At 64.5% G+C, this 25,712-nt stretch carries 22 protein-coding genes; 10 read left to right on the forward strand and 12 right to left on the reverse strand.

Going from position 1 to position 25,712, the window contains the following annotated elements:
• Positions 1-172: 172 nt before the first annotated feature.
• Positions 173-586 (reverse strand): hypothetical protein, encoded by a 414-nt coding sequence (locus Mal64_RS15810; RefSeq protein WP_146401992.1) that lies wholly within the window; start codon positions 584-586, stop codon positions 173-175.
• Positions 587-880: 294 nt separating this feature from the next.
• On the reverse strand, positions 881-1,288 hold the full coding sequence (locus Mal64_RS15815; protein ID WP_146401994.1) for a hypothetical protein: 408 nt from the start codon (positions 1,286-1,288) through the stop codon (positions 881-883).
• A gap of 594 nt (positions 1,289-1,882) precedes the next feature.
• Between Mal64_RS15815 and Mal64_RS15820 the strand changes: the two genes are divergently transcribed.
• The 3 genes from Mal64_RS15820 to Mal64_RS15830 all read left to right on the forward strand — a co-directional run bounded on the left by Mal64_RS15820 (position 1,883) and on the right by Mal64_RS15830 (position 5,208).
• Entirely contained in the window at positions 1,883-2,797 is a 915-nt protein-coding gene (locus Mal64_RS15820; RefSeq protein WP_146401996.1) for a hypothetical protein, read from the forward strand.
• A gap of 124 nt (positions 2,798-2,921) precedes the next feature.
• Entirely contained in the window at positions 2,922-4,112 is a 1,191-nt protein-coding gene (locus Mal64_RS15825; protein ID WP_146401998.1) for a S1 family peptidase, read from the forward strand.
• A 382-nt stretch (positions 4,113-4,494) separates the two neighbouring features.
• Positions 4,495-5,208: a hypothetical protein gene (locus tag Mal64_RS15830; RefSeq protein WP_146402000.1), complete on the forward strand. Its 714-nt coding sequence runs from the start codon at positions 4,495-4,497 to the stop codon at positions 5,206-5,208.
• A gap of 168 nt (positions 5,209-5,376) precedes the next feature.
• Here the strand turns inward: Mal64_RS15830 and Mal64_RS15835 are convergent, their stop codons facing one another.
• Positions 5,377-6,000, reverse strand: coding sequence for an RNA polymerase sigma factor (locus Mal64_RS15835; protein ID WP_146402002.1), 624 nt, complete (start codon positions 5,998-6,000; stop codon positions 5,377-5,379).
• 149 nt (positions 6,001-6,149) lie between these two features.
• Positions 6,150-8,045 (reverse strand): AAA domain-containing protein, encoded by a 1,896-nt coding sequence (locus tag Mal64_RS15840; RefSeq protein ID WP_146402004.1) that lies wholly within the window; start codon positions 8,043-8,045, stop codon positions 6,150-6,152.
• A 165-nt stretch (positions 8,046-8,210) separates the two neighbouring features.
• Here Mal64_RS15840 and Mal64_RS15845 point away from each other — a divergent pair, with 165 nt between their 5' ends.
• Positions 8,211-8,888 carry a DUF2293 domain-containing protein gene (locus Mal64_RS15845; protein WP_146402006.1) on the forward strand — a complete coding sequence of 226 codons (678 nt, stop codon included), beginning with the start codon at positions 8,211-8,213 and terminating at the stop codon, positions 8,886-8,888.
• A gap of 310 nt (positions 8,889-9,198) precedes the next feature.
• Positions 9,199-10,854, forward strand: a complete 1,656-nt coding sequence (locus Mal64_RS15850) for an alkaline phosphatase (RefSeq protein WP_146402008.1) — start codon at positions 9,199-9,201, stop codon at positions 10,852-10,854.
• 25 nt (positions 10,855-10,879) lie between these two features.
• On the opposite strand, the gene Mal64_RS15855 is transcribed toward Mal64_RS15850, so the two are convergent.
• From Mal64_RS15855 to Mal64_RS15890, 8 genes are all read right to left on the reverse strand, one after another.
• Positions 10,880-11,152 carry a hypothetical protein gene (locus tag Mal64_RS15855; protein ID WP_146402010.1) on the reverse strand — a complete coding sequence of 91 codons (273 nt, stop codon included), beginning with the start codon at positions 11,150-11,152 and terminating at the stop codon, positions 10,880-10,882.
• Between the two features lie 341 nt (positions 11,153-11,493).
• A complete protein-coding gene (locus Mal64_RS15860; RefSeq protein WP_146402012.1) occupies positions 11,494-12,312 on the reverse strand; it encodes a PEP-CTERM sorting domain-containing protein in 819 nt (272 codons plus the stop codon).
• 84 nt (positions 12,313-12,396) lie between these two features.
• Complete coding sequence (locus tag Mal64_RS15865) at positions 12,397-13,545, reverse strand: DUF1559 family PulG-like putative transporter (protein ID WP_146402014.1); 1,149 nt, start codon at positions 13,543-13,545, stop codon at positions 12,397-12,399.
• 47 nt (positions 13,546-13,592) lie between these two features.
• Positions 13,593-14,963: a hypothetical protein gene (locus Mal64_RS15870; protein ID WP_146402016.1), complete on the reverse strand. Its 1,371-nt coding sequence runs from the start codon at positions 14,961-14,963 to the stop codon at positions 13,593-13,595.
• A gap of 493 nt (positions 14,964-15,456) precedes the next feature.
• Positions 15,457-17,571 carry a PEP-CTERM sorting domain-containing protein gene (locus Mal64_RS15875; RefSeq protein WP_146402018.1) on the reverse strand — a complete coding sequence of 705 codons (2,115 nt, stop codon included), beginning with the start codon at positions 17,569-17,571 and terminating at the stop codon, positions 15,457-15,459.
• A 226-nt stretch (positions 17,572-17,797) separates the two neighbouring features.
• On the reverse strand, positions 17,798-18,181 hold the full coding sequence (locus tag Mal64_RS15880; protein WP_146402020.1) for a hypothetical protein: 384 nt from the start codon (positions 18,179-18,181) through the stop codon (positions 17,798-17,800).
• Complete coding sequence (locus Mal64_RS15885; protein WP_197525814.1) at positions 18,175-19,473, reverse strand: NAD(P)/FAD-dependent oxidoreductase; 1,299 nt, start codon at positions 19,471-19,473, stop codon at positions 18,175-18,177. Before Mal64_RS15885 ends, Mal64_RS15880 begins: the two co-directional genes overlap by 7 nt.
• Positions 19,470-20,534 (reverse strand): SAM-dependent methyltransferase, encoded by a 1,065-nt coding sequence (locus Mal64_RS15890; protein WP_146402022.1) that lies wholly within the window; start codon positions 20,532-20,534, stop codon positions 19,470-19,472. The genes Mal64_RS15885 and Mal64_RS15890 overlap by 4 nt, the downstream gene beginning before the upstream one ends.
• An 81-nt stretch (positions 20,535-20,615) precedes the next feature.
• On the opposite strand from Mal64_RS15890, the gene Mal64_RS15895 reads away from it, so the two are divergent.
• The 5 genes from Mal64_RS15895 (at position 20,616) to Mal64_RS15915 (ending at position 25,644) form a co-directional block, all read left to right on the forward strand.
• Positions 20,616-21,416, forward strand: a complete 801-nt coding sequence (locus Mal64_RS15895; RefSeq protein ID WP_146402024.1) for a DUF1295 domain-containing protein — start codon at positions 20,616-20,618, stop codon at positions 21,414-21,416.
• A gap of 146 nt (positions 21,417-21,562) precedes the next feature.
• A complete protein-coding gene (locus Mal64_RS15900) occupies positions 21,563-22,372 on the forward strand; it encodes an acyl-CoA desaturase (RefSeq protein WP_197525815.1) in 810 nt (269 codons plus the stop codon).
• 1 nt (position 22,373) lies between these two features.
• Positions 22,374-23,681 carry an NAD(P)/FAD-dependent oxidoreductase gene (locus Mal64_RS15905; protein WP_146402028.1) on the forward strand — a complete coding sequence of 436 codons (1,308 nt, stop codon included), beginning with the start codon at positions 22,374-22,376 and terminating at the stop codon, positions 23,679-23,681.
• Entirely contained in the window at positions 23,627-24,427 is an 801-nt protein-coding gene (locus Mal64_RS15910) for a DUF1365 domain-containing protein (protein ID WP_146402030.1), read from the forward strand. Before Mal64_RS15905 ends, Mal64_RS15910 begins: the two co-directional genes overlap by 55 nt.
• A 29-nt stretch (positions 24,428-24,456) precedes the next feature.
• Positions 24,457-25,644: an SAM-dependent methyltransferase gene (locus tag Mal64_RS15915; RefSeq protein WP_197525816.1), complete on the forward strand. Its 1,188-nt coding sequence runs from the start codon at positions 24,457-24,459 to the stop codon at positions 25,642-25,644.
• The last annotated feature ends 68 nt before the right edge of the window (positions 25,645-25,712 follow it).

Raw genomic sequence — 25,712 nt, forward strand, 5'->3', positions numbered from 1 at the left:
AAGAACTTGATGTTTCTAGAAATCCTCAAACGACCTGAGTGGCGGTAGTCTCCAAGGGGGCGCCTGGAGCCTTGCAAAGCCGCTCCGCCGCCAGGTAACGCGCATGAAAAAACCCGGCGGCCGCGTGAGCGGCCGCCGGGTGGGCGTTCGATCGGTCGTGAGCTTGGGCGGTTCAGTAGCAGCCCCAGTAGCTCGTGTAGACCGGGTAGCACTGCTGCACGTAGGTGTAGACCGGGCGGCAGCAGTACAGCGGGCGGTAGTAGTTCGTGTAGCAGTGCGAGTAGGTGCGGTAGCAGCTGCGGTGGAAGCCGTAGCCGTAACCGCCCCGGTGGCGACGGTAACCGAAGCGGCGGAAGCAAGCCTCGATCGCGTCGGAGTCGTCGTCGACCGCGGCGCCGGCGTCGCCGGCCAGCTGGTCGACATCCAGGCCGTCGAGGCCGAATTCTTCGATGTCGGCCGAGGCGTCGCTGATCTCATCGAGGTTGACGCTCGCCATCTGGTCGAGCAGGTCGTCAGAAGCCTTCGCCGAGCCGCCGGTGAACAGCAGGGCGGCCACAGCAAGGATCATCGCGTTGGTCTTGAACATCGTCATGTCTCCTGATTGGGCAGAGGTTGGTTGGAAGGGAGTCGGTCGAGTCTGCCGTGTCTCGCCGCTCCGAAGTGTTCTTGACTGAACGGCTAAGCGGCGACGGCGGCCGGGTGTTACCGATGAAACCAAGGTTTCTCAGAAACTTGGAACGACCCTAGATCTCCGGGGCCTGCCGGAAGATTAACGCCTGGAAACGCCTCACAGCCGCTCGATGAGCGCACAAAAAATCCCGGCGGCCGCGTGAGCGGCCGCCGGGCGGGCGTCGGGTCGTCGGTGTCGAGCGTGGGCGGTTCAGTAGCAGCCCCAGTAGCTCGTGTAGACCGGGTAGCACTGCTGCACATAGGTGTAGACCGGGCGGTAGCAGTACAGCGGGCGGCAGTAGTTCGTGTAGCAGTGCGAGTAGGTGCGGTAGCAGCTGCGGTGGAAGCCGTAGCCGTAACCGCCCCGGTGGCGACGGTAACCGAAGCGGCGGAAGCAAGCCTCGATCGCGTCGGAGTCGTCGTCGACCGCGGCGCCGGCGTCGCCGGCCAGCTGGTCGACATCCAGGCCGTCGAGGCCAAATTCTTCGATGTCGGCCGAGGCGTCGCTGATCTCATCGAGGTTGACGCTCGCCATCTGGTCGAGCAGGTCGTCAGAAGCCTTCGCCACAGTGCCAACGAACAGTAGAGCGGCAACAGCCAGGGTCATGGTCTTGAACATCGTCGTGTCTCCTGATTTGGCAGAGTTGGTTGAAAGGAGTCGGTCGAGTCTGCCGTGTCTCGCCGGTCCGAAGCGTTCTTGACTGAACGGCTAAGCGGCCGGGGCGGCGGAACGTTACGAGAGAATCGAGAAAAGTATGGCGGGCGGTTCTCGTGACCGATCACGGGGCCAGACTAGAGCGGTTTTCGAATTGGTGTGGACGAGCGGGGAAGCGATTGGCGGCGTGGCGAGGAAACCGAAGCAGGCAATGCGGTGCATTGTCGATGCAGGCTGACGAAGCCATGACGCCAATCGCGAGCCGAGCGTCTACACCAATGAGTAAACCGCTCTAGGCTTATGACTCTGCGAGTCAGAAAACCGGCTCATCCACGTCTGCGGGGCCGAAGCGGGGCCTTAAACTGCTCATAAAAAGGCTTGGCGGGCTATGCTTCCCAGAATCGGGCCATGGCCGGAAGCCTGCCGCTGTCCCCCATATTTCGCTCCATCGTGGCAATATGGGCAGAATGAGCCGGGCTTGGGGTAACAACCGGGCCTCGCTTGCGCTGGGCTAGATAAGAACCCTCTCAAACCACTGCTTTACAAGGAAAACCAGCCATGTTCCGCCCTCTCGCTTTTGCCCTGCCGCTCTTGTTCCTCGCCACTACCACGGCGTGGGGACAGGAATCGCTCTTCTCAGATGTCGCCATCGAGTCGGTCTTCGCCGATGAAACAGCCCCGGAGGCCTCGAACACCACCGCCGCCGCTGCGGGCCGCGTGACCGGCGCCGGGCAGCTCGCCGAGCTGCTCGAAAAATCAGGCCTCGAGGGCAAACGGGAGGGCGCCGCTACCGTGTCAACTAAGATCGCCGAGTCGGGCCTGACGCTGCCCGCCACGCTCACGGTGGCGGTTGACCGCGATCAGATCGACGTGGCCATGACGCTCCGCAAGCTGGCCGAAGGAGAAACCCTCTCCTCCAAGAGTCTGCTGGAGCTGATCACCACGGCCGATACGGCCCCAGGCGTCTACTTTGTCTACAACGCTTCTGAGAGCCGACTGGAGCTGCGTCACACGCTAAGCAACCGCGGGCTCACCCCCAGCCGCCTGGAGCGGGCCTTGCGGTCGATGGCCCGGCTCGCCGAGTTGCGTCAGAAGGCGTGGGGCAGTGGTAAGGACAGCGACGAAACCGCCGCGAATACGAGTTCCAGCACACCGGCGGCCACTCCTACCGCCGCCGCCGACGCTCCCGCCGCGTCGGCGGCCGGTCTGCCGATCGGCTCCTGGATCGCCACGGTTGGCGACGGGCAAGCCTTCGCCATCCGCATCGCTGAGGATGGGGCCTTCAACTTGGTGCACGTCAAAGACGGCAAATCGACCACCTCGACCGGCCAAGCGACCCGCACGGGCGACCGGCTCACCTTGTCGGGCAAGGACAACCTGAAGATCGCCGGCAATCTCTCGGGCGTCTCGGCTGACGGCTTCGAGCTGAAGTTGGGCGCCACGACGCTGCAATTCAAACCCGCCAAGCCGTGAGCCGACCGACGGATGGCTGAGGGCCAAAATCGGCTGAAATCCTTGGTAACAAACCGCCCGCCACACCGCTTAAGCACTTAGAACCAAGTCGTTTCCCTCTCAAATCGCCAATCCGAGGTTAATCATGTCCACGCTCACTCAATCCGACTGCCGCCGCGTCGCGATCGCCCTAGGGGCCTTCTCCCTGCTGGCCGCTGTCGCCCCGGCTGCCCTGGCCGACGCGGCCAACTACCGCCAGACGCTCGACTCCACCACCTGGGTGCTGGCGAAGAACTCCGAAGGCACCTCGAGCGGCACGGGCGTGCTGGTCGACGCCGAACGGAAGCTCGTGCTCACCAACGCCCACGTGGTGGGCGACAGCCGCAACGCCGTGCTGTTTTTTCGCGATCTGAAGGAAGACCGCCCGGTGGTCGAAAAGTCGCATTACCTAAAAAACGTGCGGAAATTGGGCGTCCGAGGCCGCATCGTCGCCGTCGACCGCAAACGCGACCTGGCTCTGCTGCAACTCGACCGCCTGCCCGAGGGCGCCAAGGCGATCGAGCTGGCCGAGAAGAGCACCAGCCCCGGCACGGGCGTCGACTCGATCGGCAACCCCGGCACGAGCGACGCCCTGTGGGTCTACACTTCCGGCACCGTGCGAGCGGTCTACAAGAAGCAGTTCCGCACCGGCGTTGGTGAGCACGAGTTCACCGTCGTCGAGACACAGTCGCCGATCAACACCGGCGACAGCGGCGGCCCGGTGGTCGACGCCACGGGCAAGCTGATCGGCGTGTCGCAGGCGATCGCCAAGCGAGGCAACCTGGTGAGCTACTGCGTCGACGTGACCGAGATCCGCGATTTTCTCGAAAGCCCCTGGAAACCGGCCCCTCTGCCGGTGGCCGATCTGCTTACGAGCACAGGACTTAAGTACGAGAAGCACACCAGCGGCAACTTCAAGATCGACGTCGAGTTGAAGGACAGCCTTGAGCAGGGCGTCTTCATCACGAGCGAGACCGAGTACTACGAGCGGGCCGATGTGCGGAAGATCTGGTCGCTGGCAGCCACACTCGACGCGGCGCCCACGGCCGAGACCACCCTGCGACTGCTGGAACAAAACGCCCGCACAAAGCTGGGGGCCTGGTCCGTGGAGCAGAATCCCAGCGGCGGCTACTTGGTGATCTACCTGGTCAAAATGGACGCCACCGCCACATCCGAAGCCCTGCGGAGCACGATCGAGTACGCCGCTAAGATCACCAGCGAGATGGCCAAGGAGCTCAAGCCGAAGGAGACCGCCCAGACCGCCTCGGAGACGCTCGACAGCTGGCTGGCGGAGTGAAAGTAAGCCTTCAGCCTTCAGCGGTCAGCTTTCAGCTCGCCGAGGAAGGGAGCTTATGGCTGAGGGGAATCGCTGAGAGCCGGCCACGCCGGGCGTGAGGCTTGGGAGGGTTTGGCGCCCATGGGGGCCGCCGCGGCGAACGCTGCGGCGGCCCCTTCTTTTTACTCCCCCATGAATGGGGAGGAGAGAGGGCAGGGGTGAGACGCCTGGCGCCAAGCTGGCCAATCAAGACAGTCCCTGGGAGCTGCGGGGAAACGCACCCGAAGGTTTTCTTGGAAACATCGGTAACGGATCAGCAGCCCCGCCGCTTAGCCGTTTGTGAGACGGCGACAGCCGCTCCTAGCCAAAACCTCTCAACCCCTTCGATACAAGGAACTCAGCCATGTTCGCCACGATCAAGAACCTGACCTTCGCCGCCACGCTCACCGCCCTGCTCGCCAGCCTCGCCTCGCCCGTTCTCGCCTGTGGCGGAGGCGGCGGTGGCGGCTACCGGGGTGGCGGTTACAACGGCTACCGCGGCGGCTACTCGCGGCCCGCTTACTCGGCTCCCGTCCGCCGGGTTTACTCGCAGCCGGCGCCCGTTCAGCAGCCGATTCAGCAGCAGTTCGCCGGCCAGCCGCAGGCCGCCCCGCAGCAGTTCGCCCCACAGCAGCAGGCCACGCAGCAGCTTCCCCCCGCCCCGCAGGCCCAGCCTGTCGCTCAGCAGCCCGCTCAGCAAGCGGCCCCGGCCAACGCGGCCCAGGGTACGGCGGCCCAGTCGGCCTTGGCCCTGCTCGCCTCGATGGGCGGCCAGTCGCCGGCGCCCGCTGCGGCGCCCGCCGCCGGCCAGGTCGGGGTCTGGACCGCTACGCTGTCGAACGGCACGACGGTTCGCCTGGAGCTGGGCGCCAACAGCAACTTCAGCTGGACCGCCATCAAGGACGGCAAGGCGAGCTCCTTCCAGGGCAGCTACAGCGTCGCCAATGGCCAGCTGGTGCTCGTCCGCTCGACCGACCAGCAACAGCTGAGGGGCGCCTGGACAGCCCTGGCGAGCGGCGGCTTCAACTTCCGCCTCGACGGCGGCAAGGACAACGGGCTGAACTTCGCTCGCAGCTGAGCCTCCAACACGCAACCCGCCCGTTAACGAAAACGCCGCCGAGCCAACTGGCTCGGCGGCGTTTTTTTGCGTACTCACTCTCCCCGTGCGGTGAATGACCGAATGACCAATAGGCTTTGATTCGAGCCCTTCTTGGTCATTGGGGCTTGGTCATTGGTCATTCCGCCCTCATCGCTCGCTCGGCCGCACGTCCTCAAGCTGCTTCTCCAGCTGCCGCATGCTGCGCGACAGCAGCACTCGCACCGCCACGTCGGTCTTGCCGAGCCTCTCGGCGATCTCTTTGGTCGGCAGGCCCTCGGCGTAGCGCAGCCGGATGGCGGTCTGCTGCTCCTCGGTCAGCTCGCCCATCGCCTGCTGCATGCGGTCCATGCGGACGTCGCGGCTGAACGCGGCGCTGGGCGAGGTGATGCTCGCCACGAGCAACGCCTCCATGCCGCCCACCGACGAGTCGGCCTGGGCGTGCATCGACTGCTGCCGGCCGGCGTCGCGGCGCTGGGCCTCGAAGTGGAACCGGTGGGCGTCGATCACCCGCCGGCGGGCAATCTGCTGCAGCCAGTCGATCGGCGCGTACTCGTCGAGCGGCGCCGTCGCCAGGCCGGTGAGCGCCGTGGCCGACACCTCCTGGTAGAGGTCGTCGAGCTCGACGACCGAGAGCAGCCGGTCGCTGCAGAGCGACTTGATAAAGCCGATCATCCGCCGGCGGACCGCGTCGAGGTAGTCGGCCAGGGCGGCCGGGTCGCGTTGGCGGACCCGCTCGATGAGCGCGTCGCTCGGATCGCTGTCGTCTTCCACTTGCTACGACCTCGGTGCAAAGGGGGGAGGGCAGGGGGAGACCCAATATAGCAGCAGGGCGCCGGGGCGAAGAGGATTCCCACCCGCCTAACTCGACACAACGCTTGGCGACCTGCGCACAGCATCTCAACGCCCGAGTCGGCGCCCGCTCAGCGCAACAGATCGTCGAGCTCCCACACCGTGCGGTAAGCGTTCTCTTGCTGGAAGTACTCCAACAGCTCGGCGTAAAACGGGTCGCCCCCGAGCGTCGCGCTGTCGCCGATCGCCCGCATGGCGCGTTTCGCGCGGGTCAGGGCGACATTGGTCCGCCGGGTGTCGGCGAGGAAGCCGATCTCGCCCTCGTGGTTGCTCCGCACGAAGGTGATGACGACGGCCTCCTTCTCGCGCCCCTGGAAGCCGTCGACCGTGTCGATCTCGAGCCCCTCGATCCGCAGCCGGTTCCTGAGCAGCCGGACCTGGGCCGCGTACGGCGCGATCACCGCGATCTGGCTCGGCTCTAGTCCGGCGTCGATCAGCTCTTTGACCTGGGCGACAACCCAAGCGGCCTCCTGGGGGTTGCGCTTGCTGTGGCCGTCGGGCTCGAACTCCTCGCCCCACTCGGCGCCGGCCGTGTCCCAAAACTCGAGCACCGGCAGCCCCTCGCCCGCCTCACCGACGGCGGGCAGGTCGGCCAGGCGGCGCTCTTTCACCGAGGCGTCGGCCACCAGCTCGCCGTCGTAGAATTGGTCGCTGGAGAACCGCATGATCGACTCGTGCATGCGGTACTGCACGGTGAGCCGGCGGTAGACCCGCTCACCGAGTTGGCCGACCAGCCGCTCCATCGGGCTGACGCGGAACCCCTCCTCGGCGGCCTCCTTGGAGAGCACCGTGGGGGGCAGCTGGCAGTGGTCGCCGGCGATCACCAGCCGGTCGGCGCGGAGCATCGCCTGCCACAAAGCCGGCTCGGTCGATTGGCACGCCTCGTCGATCACAACCAGGTCGAACCGCCGGTCGCCGAGCAACTCCTCGTCGATCGTCATCGTGGTGCAGATCACGTCGGCCGTGCCGAGCACCTGCTGGACGATGTGCCGCTCGAGCTGGCGGGCGTGCTGGCGGAGCGTCTTGGCCTCGGCGTAGAGCTCGCCCTTGCGGCGGTGGGCGTCGCGCGAGCGGTACGACTTCGAGGCGCCGCGCATGAGCCCCTCCGCCTCGCGGTACATCTCTTGAACGATCTTGGTCGAATCGTCGCGCTCGACGAGCTCGTCGAGCGTGTGCCCCCGCAGCGCCTCGAACACCCGCGCCGGGTGCCCCACGCGCAGCACCGAGGGGACCAGCGGCACGAGCCGCTCGAGCAGGTTGTCGACCGCCGTGTTGCTCGGCGCGCAGGCGAGCACTTTTTGGCCGGCCAGCACCGCCTGATGGATCACCTCGGCCAGCGTGGTCGTCTTGCCGGTGCCCGGCGGGCCGTGGAGGATGGCGAAGTCCCTGGCCGAGAGGGCGAACCGCACGGCCTCTTGCTGCGGCGGGTTCAGGCCGGTCGCGAACCGCAGCTCGGGGGCCTCGTCAAAACGGGGCTCGTCGAGGCCGATCAGGCGGTCGCGCAGCCGCGCCTGCGAGCCGCTCAGCATCCGAGCCCGGCCCATCGCCGCGTGCTGTCGCAGGCGTGTCCGCTCGTCGGGCGAGAGGTCGATGCGGAAGTGCTTACCATCGGGCCAGGCGTCTAGGGCGACCTGGATCGCAGTCGTGGTGCGGCGGCTGACGACGCCCGGCATGCCTCCCTCGTCGAGGCGGTCCTCGTTGGACAGCAGAACTGGCGAGCCGACTTTGAGCCGGTTCATCGGCAGCCGTTCGCCGGCAGGCTTGGTGAAATCGATCAGGTGGCGGCCGCCCAGCCCCGAGCGGTGGTCCGCAACCCGCAGGTTGATCAGCGTCTCGCCCGACCGTTCGGGGCTGCCGGATCGCCCCTGCTGCATGCGCAGCGTGATCCGCTGCCGCTCGGCGACGCCCTCCATATCAAGCCAACGATCCAACTGGTCGAAGTATCCCTCGGGTGTCGCCCAGGCCATCCGGTGCTCGGTTCTCGTTGGTTCTAGCGGCGCCGTGTGAAGTTGCGTGGCACGAGTTTACAATCCCGGGTCGCCCGCTGTCAGGCGGGCCGGCGTCGGAGACGCCCTAACCCCAATCAGTTCTAGCTGAGACGATCCCCGAAGGCCGCACAGCAAGGAAGCGAAGTGAGCGACAAGACCTACCGACCAGGACCCCGCGACCGCACGGTCCGCGCCGCAAACGGCGATGTGCTCGACGTCCCCAAGGGCTGGCAGCTGCTGCCGCCGGGCGACGGGGCGCTCACGCGCCGTGTGAAGGCCGCCGGCGAGCATTGGCTCGTGCAGGAGAAACGCGGCAGGCGGACGTTCTCGCAGGGCGTGTGGGCGCCGGCCGAGACGATCGAGCGTCTCCGTGCGCAGCGCGAAGCCGAGTGCTCAACCGAGGCCTACGCCAAGAAGCAAGAGGCGAGCGCCAACCGCCGCGCGAAGGCGCAATCGGAGTACGTCGGCGAGTTCACCACCGCCGTGCGCGACTACCTCGCCTTTCATCCAAGCCACGCGGCGTTGGCGGACCGGCTCGCCGGAGCCATCGCCGACCACGCCACGCCGGTCGGCAGCGGCACGGTGGCGCGGACCAAACGGATCCCGGTCGAGCAGCGCGCCGAGGCGGCGGTGATCGCCTGGATGCGTCACCAGACGACCGCCTACGATTCGATGACGATCCCACGCGTCAAAGGCAAACGCCGCGAGGTCCGCCGCATGCTCGCCCGCCGATCGAAAGAGCTGCTCGCCCGCTACCGAAAGGGCGCCGCCGACGAGGGCTCCTGCGTCTTACGCGAGGCGCTCGCACGCCGAAGCGACTAGACCCGTCACATCCCCGCCTTTCTGGTCCGTTTCTTGACCTAGCTGGACGCCATCCGTGTGAGAACTCAGGGGTCGTCCGATCCTTAAGTTAGACCGATTCGGGGGAGATACCGCATCGCACGACGCCATTGCCCTCGGCAGCTTAGGGAGCTGTGCTAGAGCGAACCGGTGACACGCGGGCCATCGTGAGCGATAATCCTGGGCTACGGACTTTGTCTGCCCCCACGGAACCTAGTCGCCGCCTCGAGCTGTTTTCGTTCGCCTGCTCGCCCCGAGAACAGGCGCCGATTGCTCCCCTGGCCTTGGATTTATGAAGATGCTAAGCCGCTCGCTTCTCGTCTGCACTTGCCTGCTGATCTCTCCGGCCTGCTTGGCGGGGGGGCTGCGCGACATGCAATCGGAAGCCGTCGCCTCGAAACACAGTGAGGCCGCCCACTGGGGTCCCGACCCCGACCTCTACAGCAGTTGGACATCTCATTCCAACCGGCTCATACCGGTCTACACCTACGGCACCAAAGGCGCCGGCGATGGGATCGACCTCGCGTCGTACACCGGCGAGCACAGCCCGTACCGCGACCGCTCGCAGATCCAGCGGCTTTACCGCAGTGACTCCGCTGACTCGGTCGATCCCAGCGCGTCTTACATGGATCAGACGAACATCTTCGACCTGCAGCTCGCCGCTCTCGAAGCCGGCCGGAAGCACATCTTCGTCGTCGTTTTTGATGGGATGGACTGGCAGACCACACGCGCGGCGTCTACGTGGAACCTACGGAAGGTGGCTTACAACGAGGGCCGGGGCGTTGGGGCCCACTTCCAAGATTACCAAGCCGACGGGTCGACCCAGTTCGGCTGGATGGTGACGAGCCCTTTCCGCGACGGCGCCCAGGTCGACCCCAGCAGCCAAACCGTCAAGAACCCCGGCAGCGGCCTGCCCGGCGGCTACAGCGCGTCGATCGCTGGGCTGTATCCTTGGAGCACGCCGGCCACGCCCGAGTACCTGGTGGCGGGCCCCAAAGACGCCGCCGTGCGCCACGCCTACACCGACTCGGCCGCATCGGCCACCAGCATGTTCTGCGGCGTGAAATCGTACAACGGCGCCATCGGGGTGGACGGCGACGGCCGCCTCACGCCAAGCATCGCCCACCTCGCCCAAGCACGCGGCTACATGGTGGGCGCCGTCACCAGCGTTCCGATCAGCCACGCCACGCCCGCCTGCGCCTACGGGCACAACGTCAGCCGCGGCGACTACCAAGACATCACACGCGACCTGCTGGGGCTGCCCTCGGTCAGCCACCCCGATGAACCACTCAGCGGCCTCGACGTGCTGATCGGCTGTGGGCACGGCGTCGAGAAGCTCAAGGACAACGGCCAAGGCGACAATTTCACGCCCGGCAACCGGTACCTCACCCAGCAGGACCTGCGCAAGTGCGATGTCGCCGAGGGGGGCCGCTACGTGGTCGCTCAACGCACCGCCGAGGTCGCGGGGGGCGAGTCGCTGCTCGACGCCGCCCAACGGGCCGTCGCGACCAACACCCGGCTGTTCGGCTTTTACGGCGTGTCTGGCCCGCCGAGCTCGATCGCCGGCAACCTCCCTTACGCGAGCGCCGACGGCAACTACGACCCTGCGCCGGGCGTCGACGACGAGCCAATCGAATACAGCGAGGCGGACATCGAGGAGAACCCGACACTCGCGGAGATGACCTCCGCGGCGCTCACGGTCCTCGAGGCCAACGGGTCCCCCTTCTGGCTGATGACCGAAGCGGGCGACGTCGACTGGGCCAACCACGACAACAACCTCGACGCCTCGATCGGCGCGGTCAACAGCGGCGACGCCGCCGTTCGCGTCATCACCGACTGGGTCGAGCGGAACAGCAATTGGGACGAATCGCTGCTGATCGTCACGGCCGACCACGGCCACTACCTGGTGCTCGATGCCCCCGAGCTTCTTATCCAAAGTAAGAAGTGAAAAGCAGCGAGCCACGCACCCTTGGTCAACGCCTCAGCAGGCCGATTATCGGGGCGCGGACATCGGCGAATGAGGGCGTGATCGCAATAACATCGCAGCAGATACCCACGCTCACCACGAAGTGCGCAAAGCAGGTCCGCGTGGTGCGCTGAACTCTCCCATCAGAGCTGGTCAGGAACTTGCGGTGGTCGAGCCCCAGCAGGTGGCGAACGCAGTAGTCGAGATCGAATGGGCACTGCCACTCGAGCTCGCCCTGGCGTTGTCGGGTGACCGAAGCACGGAGGCCAAGGTCACTCACAGGGCGTGAGATCTTCTCTCATCCGGCCTTCACAATGGGGCAAAATCCGCCTCTTAGAGCGGTTTGCTCATAGGTGTAGACGCTCGGCTCGCGATCGGCGTCATGGCTTCGTCAGCCTGCATCGACAATGCACCGCATTGCCTGCTTCGGCTTCCTCGCCACGCCCCCAATCGCTTCCCCGCTCGTCCACACCAATTCGAAAACCGCTCTAGAGACGGCCGGGCAGTCCAAGCTAGAAACAGAAACGAGGGGCGCCCGCAAGCGGGCGCCCCTCGTTCGATGACCGTGGTTTTCAGCTCTTAGGACCGACCAAGCCGGGTGCAATTCGGCCTCGTAGAAGGCTATCGGCGCCGAGGACGGAGGCATCGCCCTGCGGCCACCCACGCGCCTAGCCCGAGCAACGCAAGTCCGCTCGGTTCGGGCACCGCCGTAAACATGATGTTGTCGAACGTAGTCGACACGAACTCGTTTGCGTTGGAGCCGTCTGGCTGCGTTTGGGTGTACATGCCCAGACGGTAGTTGACCGGGCCCAACTCGAGATTGCTCCACGGCAGCGCAGGGCTGGCTAAATAACCGGCGGTGGGGTGATCGATGAAGTACTGAATCGTGTCGGCCACTCCGCCATTGCCGTCGCCGCCACCGATGAGGGTGAAGCCCATCGTGATCGTGTCGCCGGGCGTGTAGCTGACCCCGAACTCGCTATTGAAGCTAAAGAAGGGCCCCCCGAAAGCGACGATCTCACCGGCGTCGCTGTTGACGATGAACAGCGCGTCTCCGGTGACCGGGCTGTTGATGCGCAGTCCGGCCTCTTTGCGGGGTGAGGTGGAGCCGACATCCAGTGTGAGGTCGGTCTTGAAGGTGTAGCTGTCGTCGATGCGAAACAGGGCCCCCGTTGCGCCGCCGTCGTCCGAAAGCAACGCGTCGTGCCGGTTGGCGAAGCCGCCCGTGCCGAAACTCGATTCATCGAAGATGACCTGGCTGACGCCCGGACCGCCGTTCACGCTGTTGCCGTTGGTGGTCGACAGGCTGGAGTCGGGGAAATCGTTGAAGACACGCTCGTTCGCGACAACTCCATCGATCACGGGGGTGTCGGCCAGTGCGACGCCAGCGGCGAGCCAGCAGGCGCCTAGCGCCAAGACAAGATTCGTTCGGCGGTTCATTAGCGGGTCTCCTCAAGAAGCAAAAGGAAAAGAACGAGATATTGCTCAGCACCCCCGTTCCACGCACAGGTCTGTGGCGCCAACTCAGAATGCGAAATCGGTGACAACCTCCCCGTCGTGACGGTGGCCCAACAGGTTGAAGCTCTCGACCTCGATATCAAAAGAGATGAAGTGCACCGCCCCGTCAGCAAAAACGGTGTTCATGCCACCTGTGTGAGCCGATCCGAAAGGGAAATCGCCCTCTTCGTTGCAAGTCGCCGAGACGGGCAACTCGCCCTGGGTGTCGGGGCGTGGGGCGAACAAGGTCGACCGCATGTTGTTGCAATCCCAGCCGTCGGCCCAGCCACGATCGTCGCCGTCTCTCCGCTCGGGGCGTCCCATGCCCTCCATGCTTCGACCATCGTAGAAGAGGGGGGGAACCCACTTCTCCGCGGCGAACATGGTCTTGCTCGTGCCGTCGGTGATCTTGGCCATCGTCATCTTGGAGAAGAAGCCGTTGTGTCGGCCTCCGGCGGGCAAGGCGGCCGGTGGCGGAAGATAAACTTGCCAGTCCACGCGCTGAATAATACCGCGGAACTGCACCGGCGTTCCCAGGTTCTGCATAGTGCTGACGAGGTTAGAACCGGGCAAACCGGCCGTGCATCCCGGGCATCCCCAGAAGGCTTCTTTGTGATGGTCGGCGGGGTTGGCGAGGTAATCTTCAAAGTCGTCGAGTCTCTCGGAACGCGAGGGACCGGCGGTGACGCCCGCGTAGTCGACGAGCGATATGCCCTCGGGGCCGACGGTTGGCGCCCGCCGCGAAGGGCAGACGTAGATCGTCACGACGTGGGCCCGAAGGTCCTCTTGATGGACGATGTCGGTCAGCGCCCCCTCCTCTAAGAAAGGCAGGATCTGATACATCCAGCAGAGCCCTTGCTTCTCAGGGCCATTGGGCGGGCCCTGCCGGAGGTCGGGATTGTTCTGCGAGGCCGAGTCGCGCAGGTAGTCTTCGACGTTGGCGCCCGGCGCCGTGCCGCCGGTTGGGAACTGATTGTAGGTGTCGTAGAAATTCAGCGACGCGAGGCCCGTGTTCTTCAGCTTGTTCATGCAGTGGGTGCGTCGCGCCGACTCCCTTGCGGATTGGACCGCTGGAAGCAGCAATGCGACGAGGATGCCGATGATGGCGATCACCACCAGCAGTTCGACGAGCGTGAATCCGTCGCCTCGCCGGATTGTTTTGGTCGTCAAACGCATCTCAGAGTTATCCCGTCTCCCCCCGGATATGGAATGGAAAGACTCGGTCACCGCGACGAGGCTCGCCGGCAAGAACCGGCGAAGGCCAGCAGTCCCACCAAGGCAAGGACGGCGGCGGTCGGCTCGGGCACACCCGAGGCGGAAGCCAGTCCAGGAGACGTGTCGCCGAAGTGGCTCACCCACTCGTTGTAATCCTCGATGGTCACCGACCCGAGAGTGACCGTCTCGTTGGGCAGAGCGAAGGCCGTGTCGAGGTTGTCGCGCCACACCGTGAAGTCAGCCGCGTCGACCGTGCCGTTGTTGTTGTAGTCGCCCGCCAGCACGCCGGTGGAGACCGTGAGCGAGAAGTCGTCGAGGAAGGCCGACTGGCCCCCATCGGTGAAAGACATGTCGGTGGCGAGCCCCGACACCCGTACTTGCGCCGTTCCGGCGGGGGAGGCGGCGCTCAACATGTGCGTGCGCCACGTGTTGTCGTTCATTTGTACGGTCCGGAGATCGAGTGTGGCGGGGTCGCCCAGCACCTCGCCCTCGCTGTCCAGAAAGGCGATCTCGAGCAAGGTTTCGGTGTCTGTATCGAGCAAGCCACCGGAGTAGTTTTCCTCCCACTTCGAGGCGGCCGTCAAGTTGTAGGTGAGTCCCGCCGAGCCGGCGACCGTTTGCGAGACGGAGGCGTCGCCCTCGGAGAAGGCGCGCAACCAAAAGCCCGTGCCGCCGCCCGGGGTGTTGTTGGCGTAGGACTCCATCGCGATGCTGGCGTTGTTGGTGGCCGGCGGCTCGGTCACGGCCCAGCCCGGGTTCGAGAGGGGGTCGTTCAGGTCGCCATTGAAAAGCAATTCGCTGTCCGGCGATGCGGTGGGCGTGAGTGAGAAGTTGTCGTAGAAGGCCGACTGCTCTGGGTCGATGTTGATGATCATGTCGGTCGCCGATGCGGTCACACGCGCGCTGACCGTTCCGGCCGGGGCGGTGGCCATCACTTCGTGCTGGCGCCAATTGGCGTCGCCGAACTGCACCGTGCGCAGATCGAGGGCTACCGGAGCGCCCAGCACCGCCCCCCCGCCGTCAAGGAAGGCGACCTCGAACATGCTCTCCGTGGGTGACGTCCCGCCCCCGGACGGAGAGAGAAAGTCGAGTGCTCCCACCGCTCCGGAGTAGTTCTGCTCCCACTTTGACCACCCAGTGAACGTGTAGTTCGTGCCGGACGTGGCCGGCACGGTTTGCGACAAGTAGGCATTGGTCTGGGAGTTTGTGCCTTCCAAATCGTTCTGATTACCCACGAACGGCCTCAGCCAGATGCCGAACATCTCGGCGGTTTCCATCGGCTGGTTGCCCGCTACACTCAGCTGCGCCGAATCGGCCGTCGCCTCCGGCATACCACTGACGGTTTCGACCAAGTCCCAGCCGGGAATCGCGGCCGGCATCTCGAAATCGCCGTTGATCAGCAAGTTTTGGCCGGAAGACGGGACCGAGACCGCTGCTGCTACACAGAAAAGTACCAGCGGGGTAAGTGATCGAGGCAGCATAAACATTGTGCATAACCCAGGTGTTGTATGGGCGGCAGGAAGAGGCAAACTTGGCCAGAGTCTTTCGCATGCGTGAAGCACCGCGACATCATTCGCGGCGCCGGCATTTGGTTAAGCGAATTCGGCGCCATGACTCACAAGACGAAGATGATTTAAGAGCGCCACCAAACGACTTCGCAGCGTCGCCAAGCTAGCAACCGAGAGGCTTTCAAGAAGTGCCGAATGGCTTTGACTAACAGCGTCACTGCCTCGTTGTAACGCTCCTCATCCGCCAGAGGCAAGCAAAATCCTTCTGACGTCTCTATTAAATCACTATCTGCGGCCAGCCGGATGATCAACGTGAAACCAGCTTGCCCGGTGGTCGAGCAAAGCCTGGAGCCGTAAAGACCTGCTAGGCCCTTTGTCGCTTTACAGCAGAGAGAGCTGCTACAAGCGTGAGAGCAAGCAGGCTCGTAGGTTCGGGGACAGCGGGCCCCGACGACTCGGCAACCAGCGCCCAAGCGTCTCGCCAGACCGTGAAGTCGGCCGCGTCGACCATGCCATCGCCGTTGCCGTCGGCCGTTAGGTCCGCCGTGCCATACGCCAGTCGCCACTCCTCGAAGTCTCTCAGATCGACGAGCTGATCGCGGTTGTAGTCACCCGGCAGGGGCTCGAAGAAAACCGTGTCGAGCGCGTCGCTAAGCTGTGGGAGATCAGCCAGGAAACGGGCGCCGCTTTCACCGCCATCGATGTAGCGCACCAGGGCCATCAGTGAGAGGGCCAGGTTCCAGTTGTCCTGGAACGCGGTGACAGAGGAGGGGCTATTGGCGCCGGTCGACCAGCGGGCCGAGTCGGCCAGCCCCAGCGGGCCGTGCAGGTCGTTTTCGAGCAGGAAACGCAGGGCGTCTTCGGCGCCCGGGGCTCCCGAGAGCAACGCCAACGCCGTGCTCCACGGCATGAAGAGGTCCTCGTTGTCCTCTCCCCCCGAGGGATACAAGTTGTAGAGGCTGTAAGCCTGATAGCCGGAGGGCGGCCCCCCCTGCCCGGCGTCGGGCTGGAAGAAAAACTCGCGTCCTATTTGAACCAGGTAAGCCGCGGTGTCGGCCTCGTAGTCTTGGAAATTCTGCCAGGGGTTCACGCGCAGCGCGGCGTCGGGGTAAGTGTCGACGCCGCGGTCCGACAGATCGACGAACAGATTGACCAACGCCTGGGAGAATGGGGCCCGGTACTGGGTGTCGCCGTAGACAACCGGCTGAAGGCTGGCGTCGGCCAGATAGTCGCGTGTGCGGTAGGTATCGGAGTTCCAGAGCAGGTCGAGTTCGAAGTGGTGCTCATCGGATAGCTCGGCCGCCAGCGAGATCACCTTCCCCTCGGTCGTGTAGCCGGAGTAAGCACCCGGCGCGACGCCGCTGCCGGGCGTGTAGTTCAACCGCCAGCCGTTGGCGTAGGCGAACGCCGAGAAGTCGAATCGGTTCACGGTGGCGTCGAGCTTCGCCGCGACCGCCGAGTCCAAGCCGGGCTGGTTCTTGTAGCGGTGGAGGCCGAGCGCTACGAACGCGGCGTCCACGGGGCTCTCCTCCGAGCTCCCACGCGGGTCGCCCGAATTGAGGTTGAGGAATCGGCTCGGCAGGAACTCGGTTTGATCGCGGTTGTGGTCGAGCGTGTCGGCCAGCCGAGACACGTAGGCGTCGGCGTCCGTCTGGCTGACCCAATCGCGAGAGACCGCGGTCGGCAGCGCCCACAGCAAGCCGGCGGTGGTATTCAGAGCGCCGGCGTCGGCGTCGGTCGACACGTTCGGGACCAAGCCCGACTCGCGGCTCCGCCCCCCCCATAGACCGGCGAACGTCCGCCGCGCTAGCGCCTCGGCCAGGTCGCGTACCGGAGAGGTCAGCGGGTCGAGCGGCGGGCCCGGCTCAACGAGTCGCGTGTCGTCCAGGTACACCGGTCCCGAGGCCGACTGCCCGATCGGTTTGACCTTGAACGTAATCGCGTAGGTGCGATCGAGCTGCGGCGAGCCGGTCACATTCCAGCCGGCGCCTAGATCGAGCTCGGTTTCAATCTGCGTCCACCCGGCGTCGCTGGGCACGCTGAAGCTCTTGGTGGCCGAGTGCGCTAGCGAGTCGCGGTGGTCTTTCAGCTCGATGGTGAAATCGACGTCGGCCCCGGTGTCGTTCCGCAGCTGGGTCTCGAAACGCTCGAAGTACTCCAGGTCGCGGGTGTTCCGCAACCCCGGGCCCTTGAGCTCGGTGGCAAAGGTCTGAAAGAAACGTGATTGCCCCGCGGGGGTGGGGCCCAGATCGACCCGGTAGGCGCCGTTTCCCCGGTGGGTCACGGCCGACTGCAGGGTTAACGACGCGGCGTTGCCGCTGCTGAAGCCGCCTCCCCAGTTGTTGATCACCTCGCCCGAGACGCCAGTCCGCTCGCCATCGAACAACGCCACGCTACGCAGGTTGGCGCCGTGCAAGCACGACGACCACCCGACGCATATTAAAACCAAAGGCAGTCCGGCTACAATAGTTCGGTGCATGGCGATACTCATCGAGAGAGTCGCAAGAGAAGATTGCAGGCGATCCCGGCCCTCGTGAGTGGCGATCGAAGGGCGGCCGTGCCGTCATATTAGCAAGCGGCAGGAGGGGCGTCTCCTATTTCTTGGTTCGGTCGGATTGCGAACACCTTCCGGCATCAGCGCGTGCAGGCGACCTTGGGATCGTGAGGGAATCGAACTGGTCGCATGGAAACCTAGTGAGTTGGTTTCACTGCTTGCGGATCATCCAGTAAAGGACGCCGCTGATCAGGAAGATCACCCACTCTCCGATCGCAAGACGCAGTGTGAAGCCTTGCATCGCGTCGTAGAGAGAGAAGCTGATCGAGCGGAAAGCGACCAGTGAGCCGTGGATGACGAGGGCGGTTAGCACTCCGTAGACGACGGTCGCGTCGCTCCACGCAAGGATCACCAGGGCCAAACCAATCCCGACCTCTAAGCCGCCGTAGACGGTGAAGAACTCCGACTTCCCACCAGCCCCGACACGCTCAAGGCCAACCTTCTCCGAGGTCGGTCCGGGGGAGGCGGCGCACCAAATCCCCAGGGCGATGTAGAGGGCCGCGACGACGTAGAGGAAAATCCGTGCGGCTAGCATGGGGAGTGTTTCTGTTGAGTTGGATTCGATTGGTTTAAATACGTCGCGACCGCCGACGCCGTTTCACGGCCCGAGGCGATGGCGCCATTGATCGACGCCGAGCTTCGCCAGTCTCCGCATACGTACAGTCCCTCTCGGATTGGCGGATCGATCGGCTTGGGGCCTTCGGTCCCAATCCGCGGCAACGCACGGGGGATCTGGTAGCTTTGCAGCAGTCTCCAGTGGTCGACTTGATCGCCGAACCATCCGGAAAGCTGCGTTCTAGCCTCGGCAAGAGCACGATCGGGATCGCGATCGGCGCCGAGCAAGGTCGCCGAGACCAGCGCTTTGCCGGGCGGCGAGTAATCGGGCGCCACGTTGCTGAGGATACTCACATCGTTGACGGGGCCGGCTGCCTCGCCGTCGCCGTTGAGCAGCAGCATGGGCTCTTGGCGTGGCGGGCGGTCGCAAGCGAAGTAGAGCGTGGTCACGCCGTGGAAGCCGCCGATCGAGTCGTCGTCCAGAGTCGAGTTATCACTAAGAAACGTGGCGGCGCTCGCCGCGTCGGTCGCGATCACGACAGCGTTCGAAGCGATCCGCTCGCCGCCTTCGATCCAAACGCCGCCCGGATCGATCGACTCGACGCGGCGATTGAGCCTCAGACTCCCTGGCGGCAGCCGCTCGGCGAGCGATCGTGGGATCTCGCCCATGCCGTTGCTCGGCAGCGCGGCGGCGCCCGTGGAGAACATGCGAAACAGGAACGAGCTGTGCTGGGCTGCGGCGCTCAGATCACGATCGAGCAACACGCCCCCGAAGAAGGGCCGAAAGAATCGATCGATCGCTGCTGTGCTGAACCCCATCGCTCGCAGCATCTCGGCGGTTGTCTTCCCAGGGGGGTTATCTGCCCCCTCAGCTGATAGTGCGGCGCGGAGTTTCCAGCGGGCGATACGCAGTTTATCGCTCCAAGACATCAGCGGCGAAGCGAGCGTTGCGACGGCGTTGCGTGGGTCGCGCAGGGGGTCCGAGATCCGATGGAACTTGCCGTTCCATCGGACCAAGGCGCCGGGCGCAAACGGCCGGAGATCGAGGCGGTCGTAGTCCAGCAGCCGGAGCCCCTCGGGGTACGCTGTCAGATAGACTTGAAAACCACGATCCACGCGGAAGCCATCGACCACGTCGGTCCGCACTCGGCCGCCGACCGCGTCGCTGGACTCCACAACGCGGACCCGGCGGCCCGACTCGACGAGCCGCGTCGCGCAGCTCAGACCGGCTAAACCGGCGCCGACAACGACAACCTCGGGCTCGTCAATCATGCGGGCAACGTCGCTGGCGGCCCGGTGGTCGGTGCGGTGCTGCCGTTGCGAGCCGGTTCAAACAAGTAGTGCTCGACGAACCATCGATCGCCGCCCTCGTAGCGGAACAGCTCGGCGCAAGCCAAGAAGAACATTCGCCAACGCTGGAGCGCGACGCCGGCATCGCGGCGGGACAGATCACGGCGGAACAAGGCGGTCAACTCGTCGTGCGAGTGGTCGAGATTCTTGAGCCACGCCTCACAAGTGCGCCAGTAGTGAAGCCCGCCGACGCGCCAGCGGCGGCTGATCGCCAGGTCATCGTCGAAGCAATCGAACAGGTCGGCGGAGGGCATCGTCCCGCCAGTGAAAAAGTGCCTGCCCATCCAGTTATCGGCGCCCTCGGTCTCGAAGAGGTAAGGCCGACCGGCGTGGCAGAACACATGGACCAGCGCCGCGCCGTCCCGCTCGAGCCATCCGGCGACACGCTGGAAGAGCAGCTCGTAGTTGCGCATGTGCTCGAACATCTCGACGGAGACGACCCGGTCGTAGCGTCCGGCGGCGTCGAAGTGCACCATGTCGGCGGTGATGACCGTCAAGTTATTGAGCCCAAGCTCCTGAACGCGGGCCTCGATGAATCGCCGCTGGCTGTGGGAGTTCGAGACCGCCGTGATCTCGGAATCCGGAAATTGCTCGGCCATCCACAGCGTGAGCGATCCCCAGCCGCAGCCGAGTTCGAGCACCCGCTGCCCACTCGCCAAGCCGGCGTGCTCGCAGGTGAGCCGCAGCATCGCTTCTTCGGCTTCGGCGAGCGACGTCCGCTCTTGCTCGAACAGGCAGCAGCTGTACTTGAGCCGTGGGCCAAGCACCCGCTCGAAGAACTCGGTAGGGGCCTCGTAGTGCTGGCGGTTGGCGGCGTCGGTCTGGACGGCGAGGGGCATCTCGCGAAGCCTGTCGGCCAGCGAAGAGACGCTTTCCCCCTCACTCGCCTCATGGCGCGAGCGTTTGGCGAGCATCCGTTGGATGCCGAACCGAACCGCGGCGTCGGGCAACAGGCCGGCCTCGGCCAAGGGTATGAGATTCATCCGATCCTTTCGCTTGTCGTCTGCCTGCGGGGCGTATGATGCCAATAGCTCCCTCCCCGAACCACAACCAATAACCGCAGCATGCTGAGCCTCCTGCTAACCAACTTGGCGTTGATCCTTGGCGTGCAGTTCATCGTGTGGCTTGTGAGCTTGAAACTGCGGGACGCGAGTGTGGCCGACCCGGTCTGGGGCCCCTGTTTTGTGCTGTTAGGTTGGAGCAGTTGGCTCCAATCTGGCGCGGCTGCCTCATTAACGAGCGTCATGCTGCTCACGATGGCTACGATCTGGGGGACAAGGCTGGGCGGCTACTTGCTCTGGCGCAACTGGGGGAAAGAAGAAGACCGTCGGTACGGGGACATGCGAGAAAAACATGGGCGGTGGTTTCCCTTGGTCAGTCTGCTCACCGTGTTCGGATTACAAGCGATCTTGTGCTGGATCATAGGGCTTCCGCTGCAAATGGGAATCGCTTTGGGCGGCGATTTTTCTTGGGTGACGGCCTGCGGTATGGCGATCTGGGCGATCGGCTTGGGCTTCGAAACGATTGGCGATTGGCAGCTCGCAAGCTTCAAGGCGGACCCCGCGAACCGTGGAGAGGTCATGGATAGCGGCTTGTGGCGATGGACCCGGCACCCCAACTATTTCGGCGATTTTCTCGTCTGGTGGGGGATCTACGTGGTCTCGACCGGCAGCGGCGTGGTTTGGCCAACTCTCATTGGGCCCGTGCTGATGAGCTTTCTGCTGCTCCGCGTTTCTGGCGTCTCGCTGCTAGAGGGATCGCTCAAGAAGCGGCTAAGCAGTTACGACTCTTACGCCTCCACGACGAGCCCCTTCATCCCTTGGCCGCCAGGCGTCTGGCCGCTTCAGAGCCAATCCAAGGAATGAACCGACTTCCACCGCTGGTCGATTGAGGGGCGGCCGCTATAAAGCTCTTTGTCACCCCGCACCTGTACATTGGGCGATCGATGCGAAGTATGGAAGACGTTCAGTGGTTGCGAGTAGCGCCCTTTCTCTTGCTCCACGCGGCTTGCTTGCTGACGCTCATTGTCGGTTGGAGCCCTACCGCGGTGGCCGTCGCCCTGGTGCTGCTCTACGCACGCGTGTTCGGCCTGACGGCCTTCTACCACCGCTACTTTTCGCACCGCGCCTTCAAGACGAGCCGCGTGGTGCAGTTTCTTGGAGCGTTCTTGGGCAGCAGTGCAGCGCAACGCGGACCGATCTGGTGGGCCGCCCATCACCGTCACCATCACCGCGCTTCTGACAAACCGGACGACATCCATTCACCGCGTCAGCAAGGGTTCCTGTGGAGCCACATGCTGTGGTTCACCACTCGGGAGAACTACGGCACCGACACGAAGCTCGTCAAAGACTGGCTCCAGTACCCTGAGCTGCGCTGGATCGACCGCTGGGACGTGGCGGCCCCGGCTCTGCTTGCCATGGGCACGTACGGACTTGGCGCCTTGCTGGAAAGCTGGGCTCCTCACCTGGGCACGAACGGGCCGCAGATGCTTGTTTGGGGGTTCATCGTTTCGACGGTGGCGCTCTACCACGTGACCTTTTCGATCAATTCCCTGGCGCACAAGTTCGGCACGCGTCGGTTCGACACGAAGGACGACAGCCGTAACAACTTCTGGCTCGCCCTCGTCACTTTTGGCGAGGGTTGGCACAACAATCACCATTACTTCCCGAATTCGGCCCGCCAGGGGTTCCGGTGGTGGGAAATCGACGTAACGTACTACTTGCTGCTGATCATGGCGTCGGCCGGCCTAGTGTGGGACCTCAAACCTGCCCCCGCCCACGCTCGTCGACCGTCCACCGCTTCGCGCAAGGTGGGGGAATAAGATGCGAATCGCCGTAGTCGGCGCCGGCGTGAGCGGCTGTGTCGCTGCCCGGCTGCTCGCCTCCGAGCACGAGGTCACTCTCTTCTCGGCCGACAGCCACGCCGGCGGTCACGCCCAGACGGTCGACGTCGAACTCGATGGCGCAACCCACGCCGTGGACGTCGCCTTCATGGTCTTCAACGAACGGACCTACCCGTTTTTTTGCCGGCTGCTCGACCTGCTTGGCGTTGAATCGCGGCAGAGCGACATGAGTTTCAGCGTCACCTGCCCCACGAGCGGCGTGGAGTACCAGGGTGGATCGCTGCGGGGCCTTTTCGCGCAGAAGACCAACCTGCTGAGTCCCGCTTTCCTGCGGATGCTTGTCGATGTGGCGCGTTTCAACCGAATCGGTCGTCGCGCGGCGTCTGAGGGCTCAATCGCCGAAGGCCAAAACGTTCGAGAGTTCCTTGCCGAGCACCGCTTTGGCCGCCGGTTTGCTGAACAGTATCTCGCCCCCATGGCGGCGGCCATTTGGTCTTCGAATCCACGCGAAGTGCTCGATTTCCCGGCGAAATTCCTCCTTGGCTTTTTTGCGAACCACGGTCTTTTGCAGTTGGCCGACCGCCCGCAATGGCGGACCATCGTTGGCGGGTCACGCCGTTACGTAGAGCCGTTGCTCCGTGACTTGGGCGACCGCGTGCGGTGCTGTGAGCCGGTCGAGGCGATTCGCCGAACGGCGGACGATGTTGAGCTGACAACCGCGGCGGGCGGTGTGGAGCGTTATGATCAAGTCGTGCTCGCCTGCCACGCCGATCAAACGCTCGCCATGCTGAAAGATTCTTCGCAAGACGAAGCCGAGCTGCTCGCCGCACTCCCTTATCAAAAGAACCAAGCGGTTCTTCACACGGATGAGTCCCTGTTGCCGTGTCGCCGAGCGGCGTGGGCGAGTTGGAACTACCGTCTTGGCCGAAGACCTTCGGACCCATCGATCGTTACCTACGACCTCAGCCGCCTGCAAGGCTTGCCAACGAGGCGTCCTTTGCTGCTCACGCTCAACGGGCGCGACTTGGTCGATCCGGGTCGCGTGCTGAAAGAATTCAGCTTCTCGCACCCGGCTTTCACTCCCCAGTCGATCGCCGCCCAGGGGCGTTGGGACGTGGTTAGTGGCCGGAATCGGACTCACTATTGCGGGGCGTACTGGGGAAACGGTTTCCACGAAGACGGCGTGCGTAGCGCCCTGGCGGTCACTCAGCAATTTGGCATCGGGATCGAGGCATGCACAGCCGCCTGTACGAGGGCGCCGTCGCGCACCGCCGTCGCCGCCCCGTGAGCCACCGCTTCCGTGGCTCGCTGGTGATGGCCTACCTCGACCTGGACGAGATCGATCGGCTCGTCGGGCCCGGGAGGTTGCTGCCGACACGCCGAATTGCGCCTTGGTCCTACGCCCGCAAGGATCGCTTGTTCTCGCCCGACAAACCGCTGGTGGACGAGGCCCGGGATCTCATCGAGCGGCACTCGGGCGAGCGTCCCTGTGGGCCGATCCGACTGCTCACGCAAATGCGATCGTGGGGATATTACTTCAGCCCGCTGAACCTCTACTACGCCTTCGACGCCGCCGGCGAGCGGGTCAGCCAAGTGCTTGCCGAGGTCAACAACACCCCGTGGGGCGAACGGCATGTTTACGTCCTTTCAGACAACAATCGCACGTCCAGCGACAGCTTGCGATTCGCCCACCCGAAGTCGTTCCACGTCTCGCCCTTCATGGGGATGGACGCCGAGTATCGTTGGCGACTCAACGAACCGGGCGAAAAGCTCCTCGTGACACTAGGTCACGAGCGTGAAGACGGCCTGCTATTCGACGCGACGCTCGTGCTCCACGAACGCCCCCTCACGCGAGCCTCGCTCCGTCGGGCGGCGATCCGCTACCCATGGTTGACCGCTCAGGTCGTGACGCTCATTTACTACCAAGCCCTCCGACTCTGGCAGAAGCGATGTCCCTACTATCCTCACCCCCGCAACCTCGATCCGGCCCCGGCCAAGGCCCGTCAACCGCTCGCGGCAGACCCCAACCCTTAAACCAGCCCGGTTCTCGGCACGGAGGGCTCTTGCGTTCTCTGGTGAGGCGCCGCCTCGGCATGATCGAACGCGGCAGTCTTCTGGTGCGCGACGCCGGGGGAGAGCGTGCTTTCGGCGAGAAGGGCAGGGGGGGAGAGATCGAGGTCCACCACCCACGCTTCTACCGCCGCATCGCCTTGGGCGGCTCGCTCGGAGCCGCCGAATCGTACATTGATGGCGACTGGGATTCTCCGGATCTCACCCAAACGCTCCGCGTGCTAGCCGCGAACCTCGATGCCCTTCAGGGCGTTGAGCGTGGCGCCCCGGTCTTGCGAAAACCGCTGCTCGCCGTGGGCCATTGGCTGCGACGGAACACGCCGAGCGGCAGCCGTCGCAACATCTCTCGCCATTACGACCTCAGCAACGAGCTGTTCGAGTTGATGCTCGATCCGACGATGACCTACTCGTGCGGCGTGTTCCCGGCGGCTGAGTCGTCGCTCGAAGAGGCGTCGCAGGAGAAGTACGACCGCATCTGCCGCAAGCTCCGCTTGAGGCCCGAGGACCATGTTCTTGAGATCGGTACGGGCTGGGGCGGGTTTGCCGAGCACGCCGTCAAGAACTACGGCTGCCGAATAACGACCACCACCATCTCGCGCGAGCAGCACGGCTACGCCGCCCGACGATTTAGCCGCGCAGGAATCGCCGACCGAGTGGAGCTGCTGCTCGAAGACTACCGCCGCCTTACGGGGCGGTACGACAAGCTGGTGTCGATCGAGATGATCGAGGCCGTCGGTGAGCGGTACCTTCCAACGTATTTCAGCGCTTGCTCAAAACTGCTCCGTCCCGAGGGGGCGATGCTGCTGCAGGCGATCACGATCCCCGACTGCCGCTACGACACCTACCGCCGGGGCGTCGACTTTATCCAGCGACACGTCTTCCCCGGCGGTTTCTTGCCGAGCCCCTCGGCGATCACCGGCTGCCTGAAACGCAAGACCGACTTCCGTCTCGCCCACGTTGAAGACTTCGCTTCGCACTACGCCCGCACCCTTGCCGCCTGGCGAAACAACCTGTGGGGGCGTATCGCCGAGGTCCAAGCCCTCGGCTTCGACGAGCGGTTCCTGAGACTGTGGGCTTACTACCTAGCCTATTGCGAGGCGGGCTTTTCTGAGAACCAGATCGGCGTCTCGCAATGGCTTTTCACCAAGCCGCGTAGTCACCTTGCCCCCGTGCTTGCATGAGGGCGGCTTGGACGAGAGGGTGGTCGGCTGGTTAGCGTCGCGCTAAAGTCTCGATGGGACGTACAATT

Source organism: Pseudobythopirellula maris (assembly GCF_007859945.1).
Lineage (GTDB): Bacteria > Planctomycetota > Planctomycetia > Pirellulales > Lacipirellulaceae > Pseudobythopirellula > Pseudobythopirellula maris.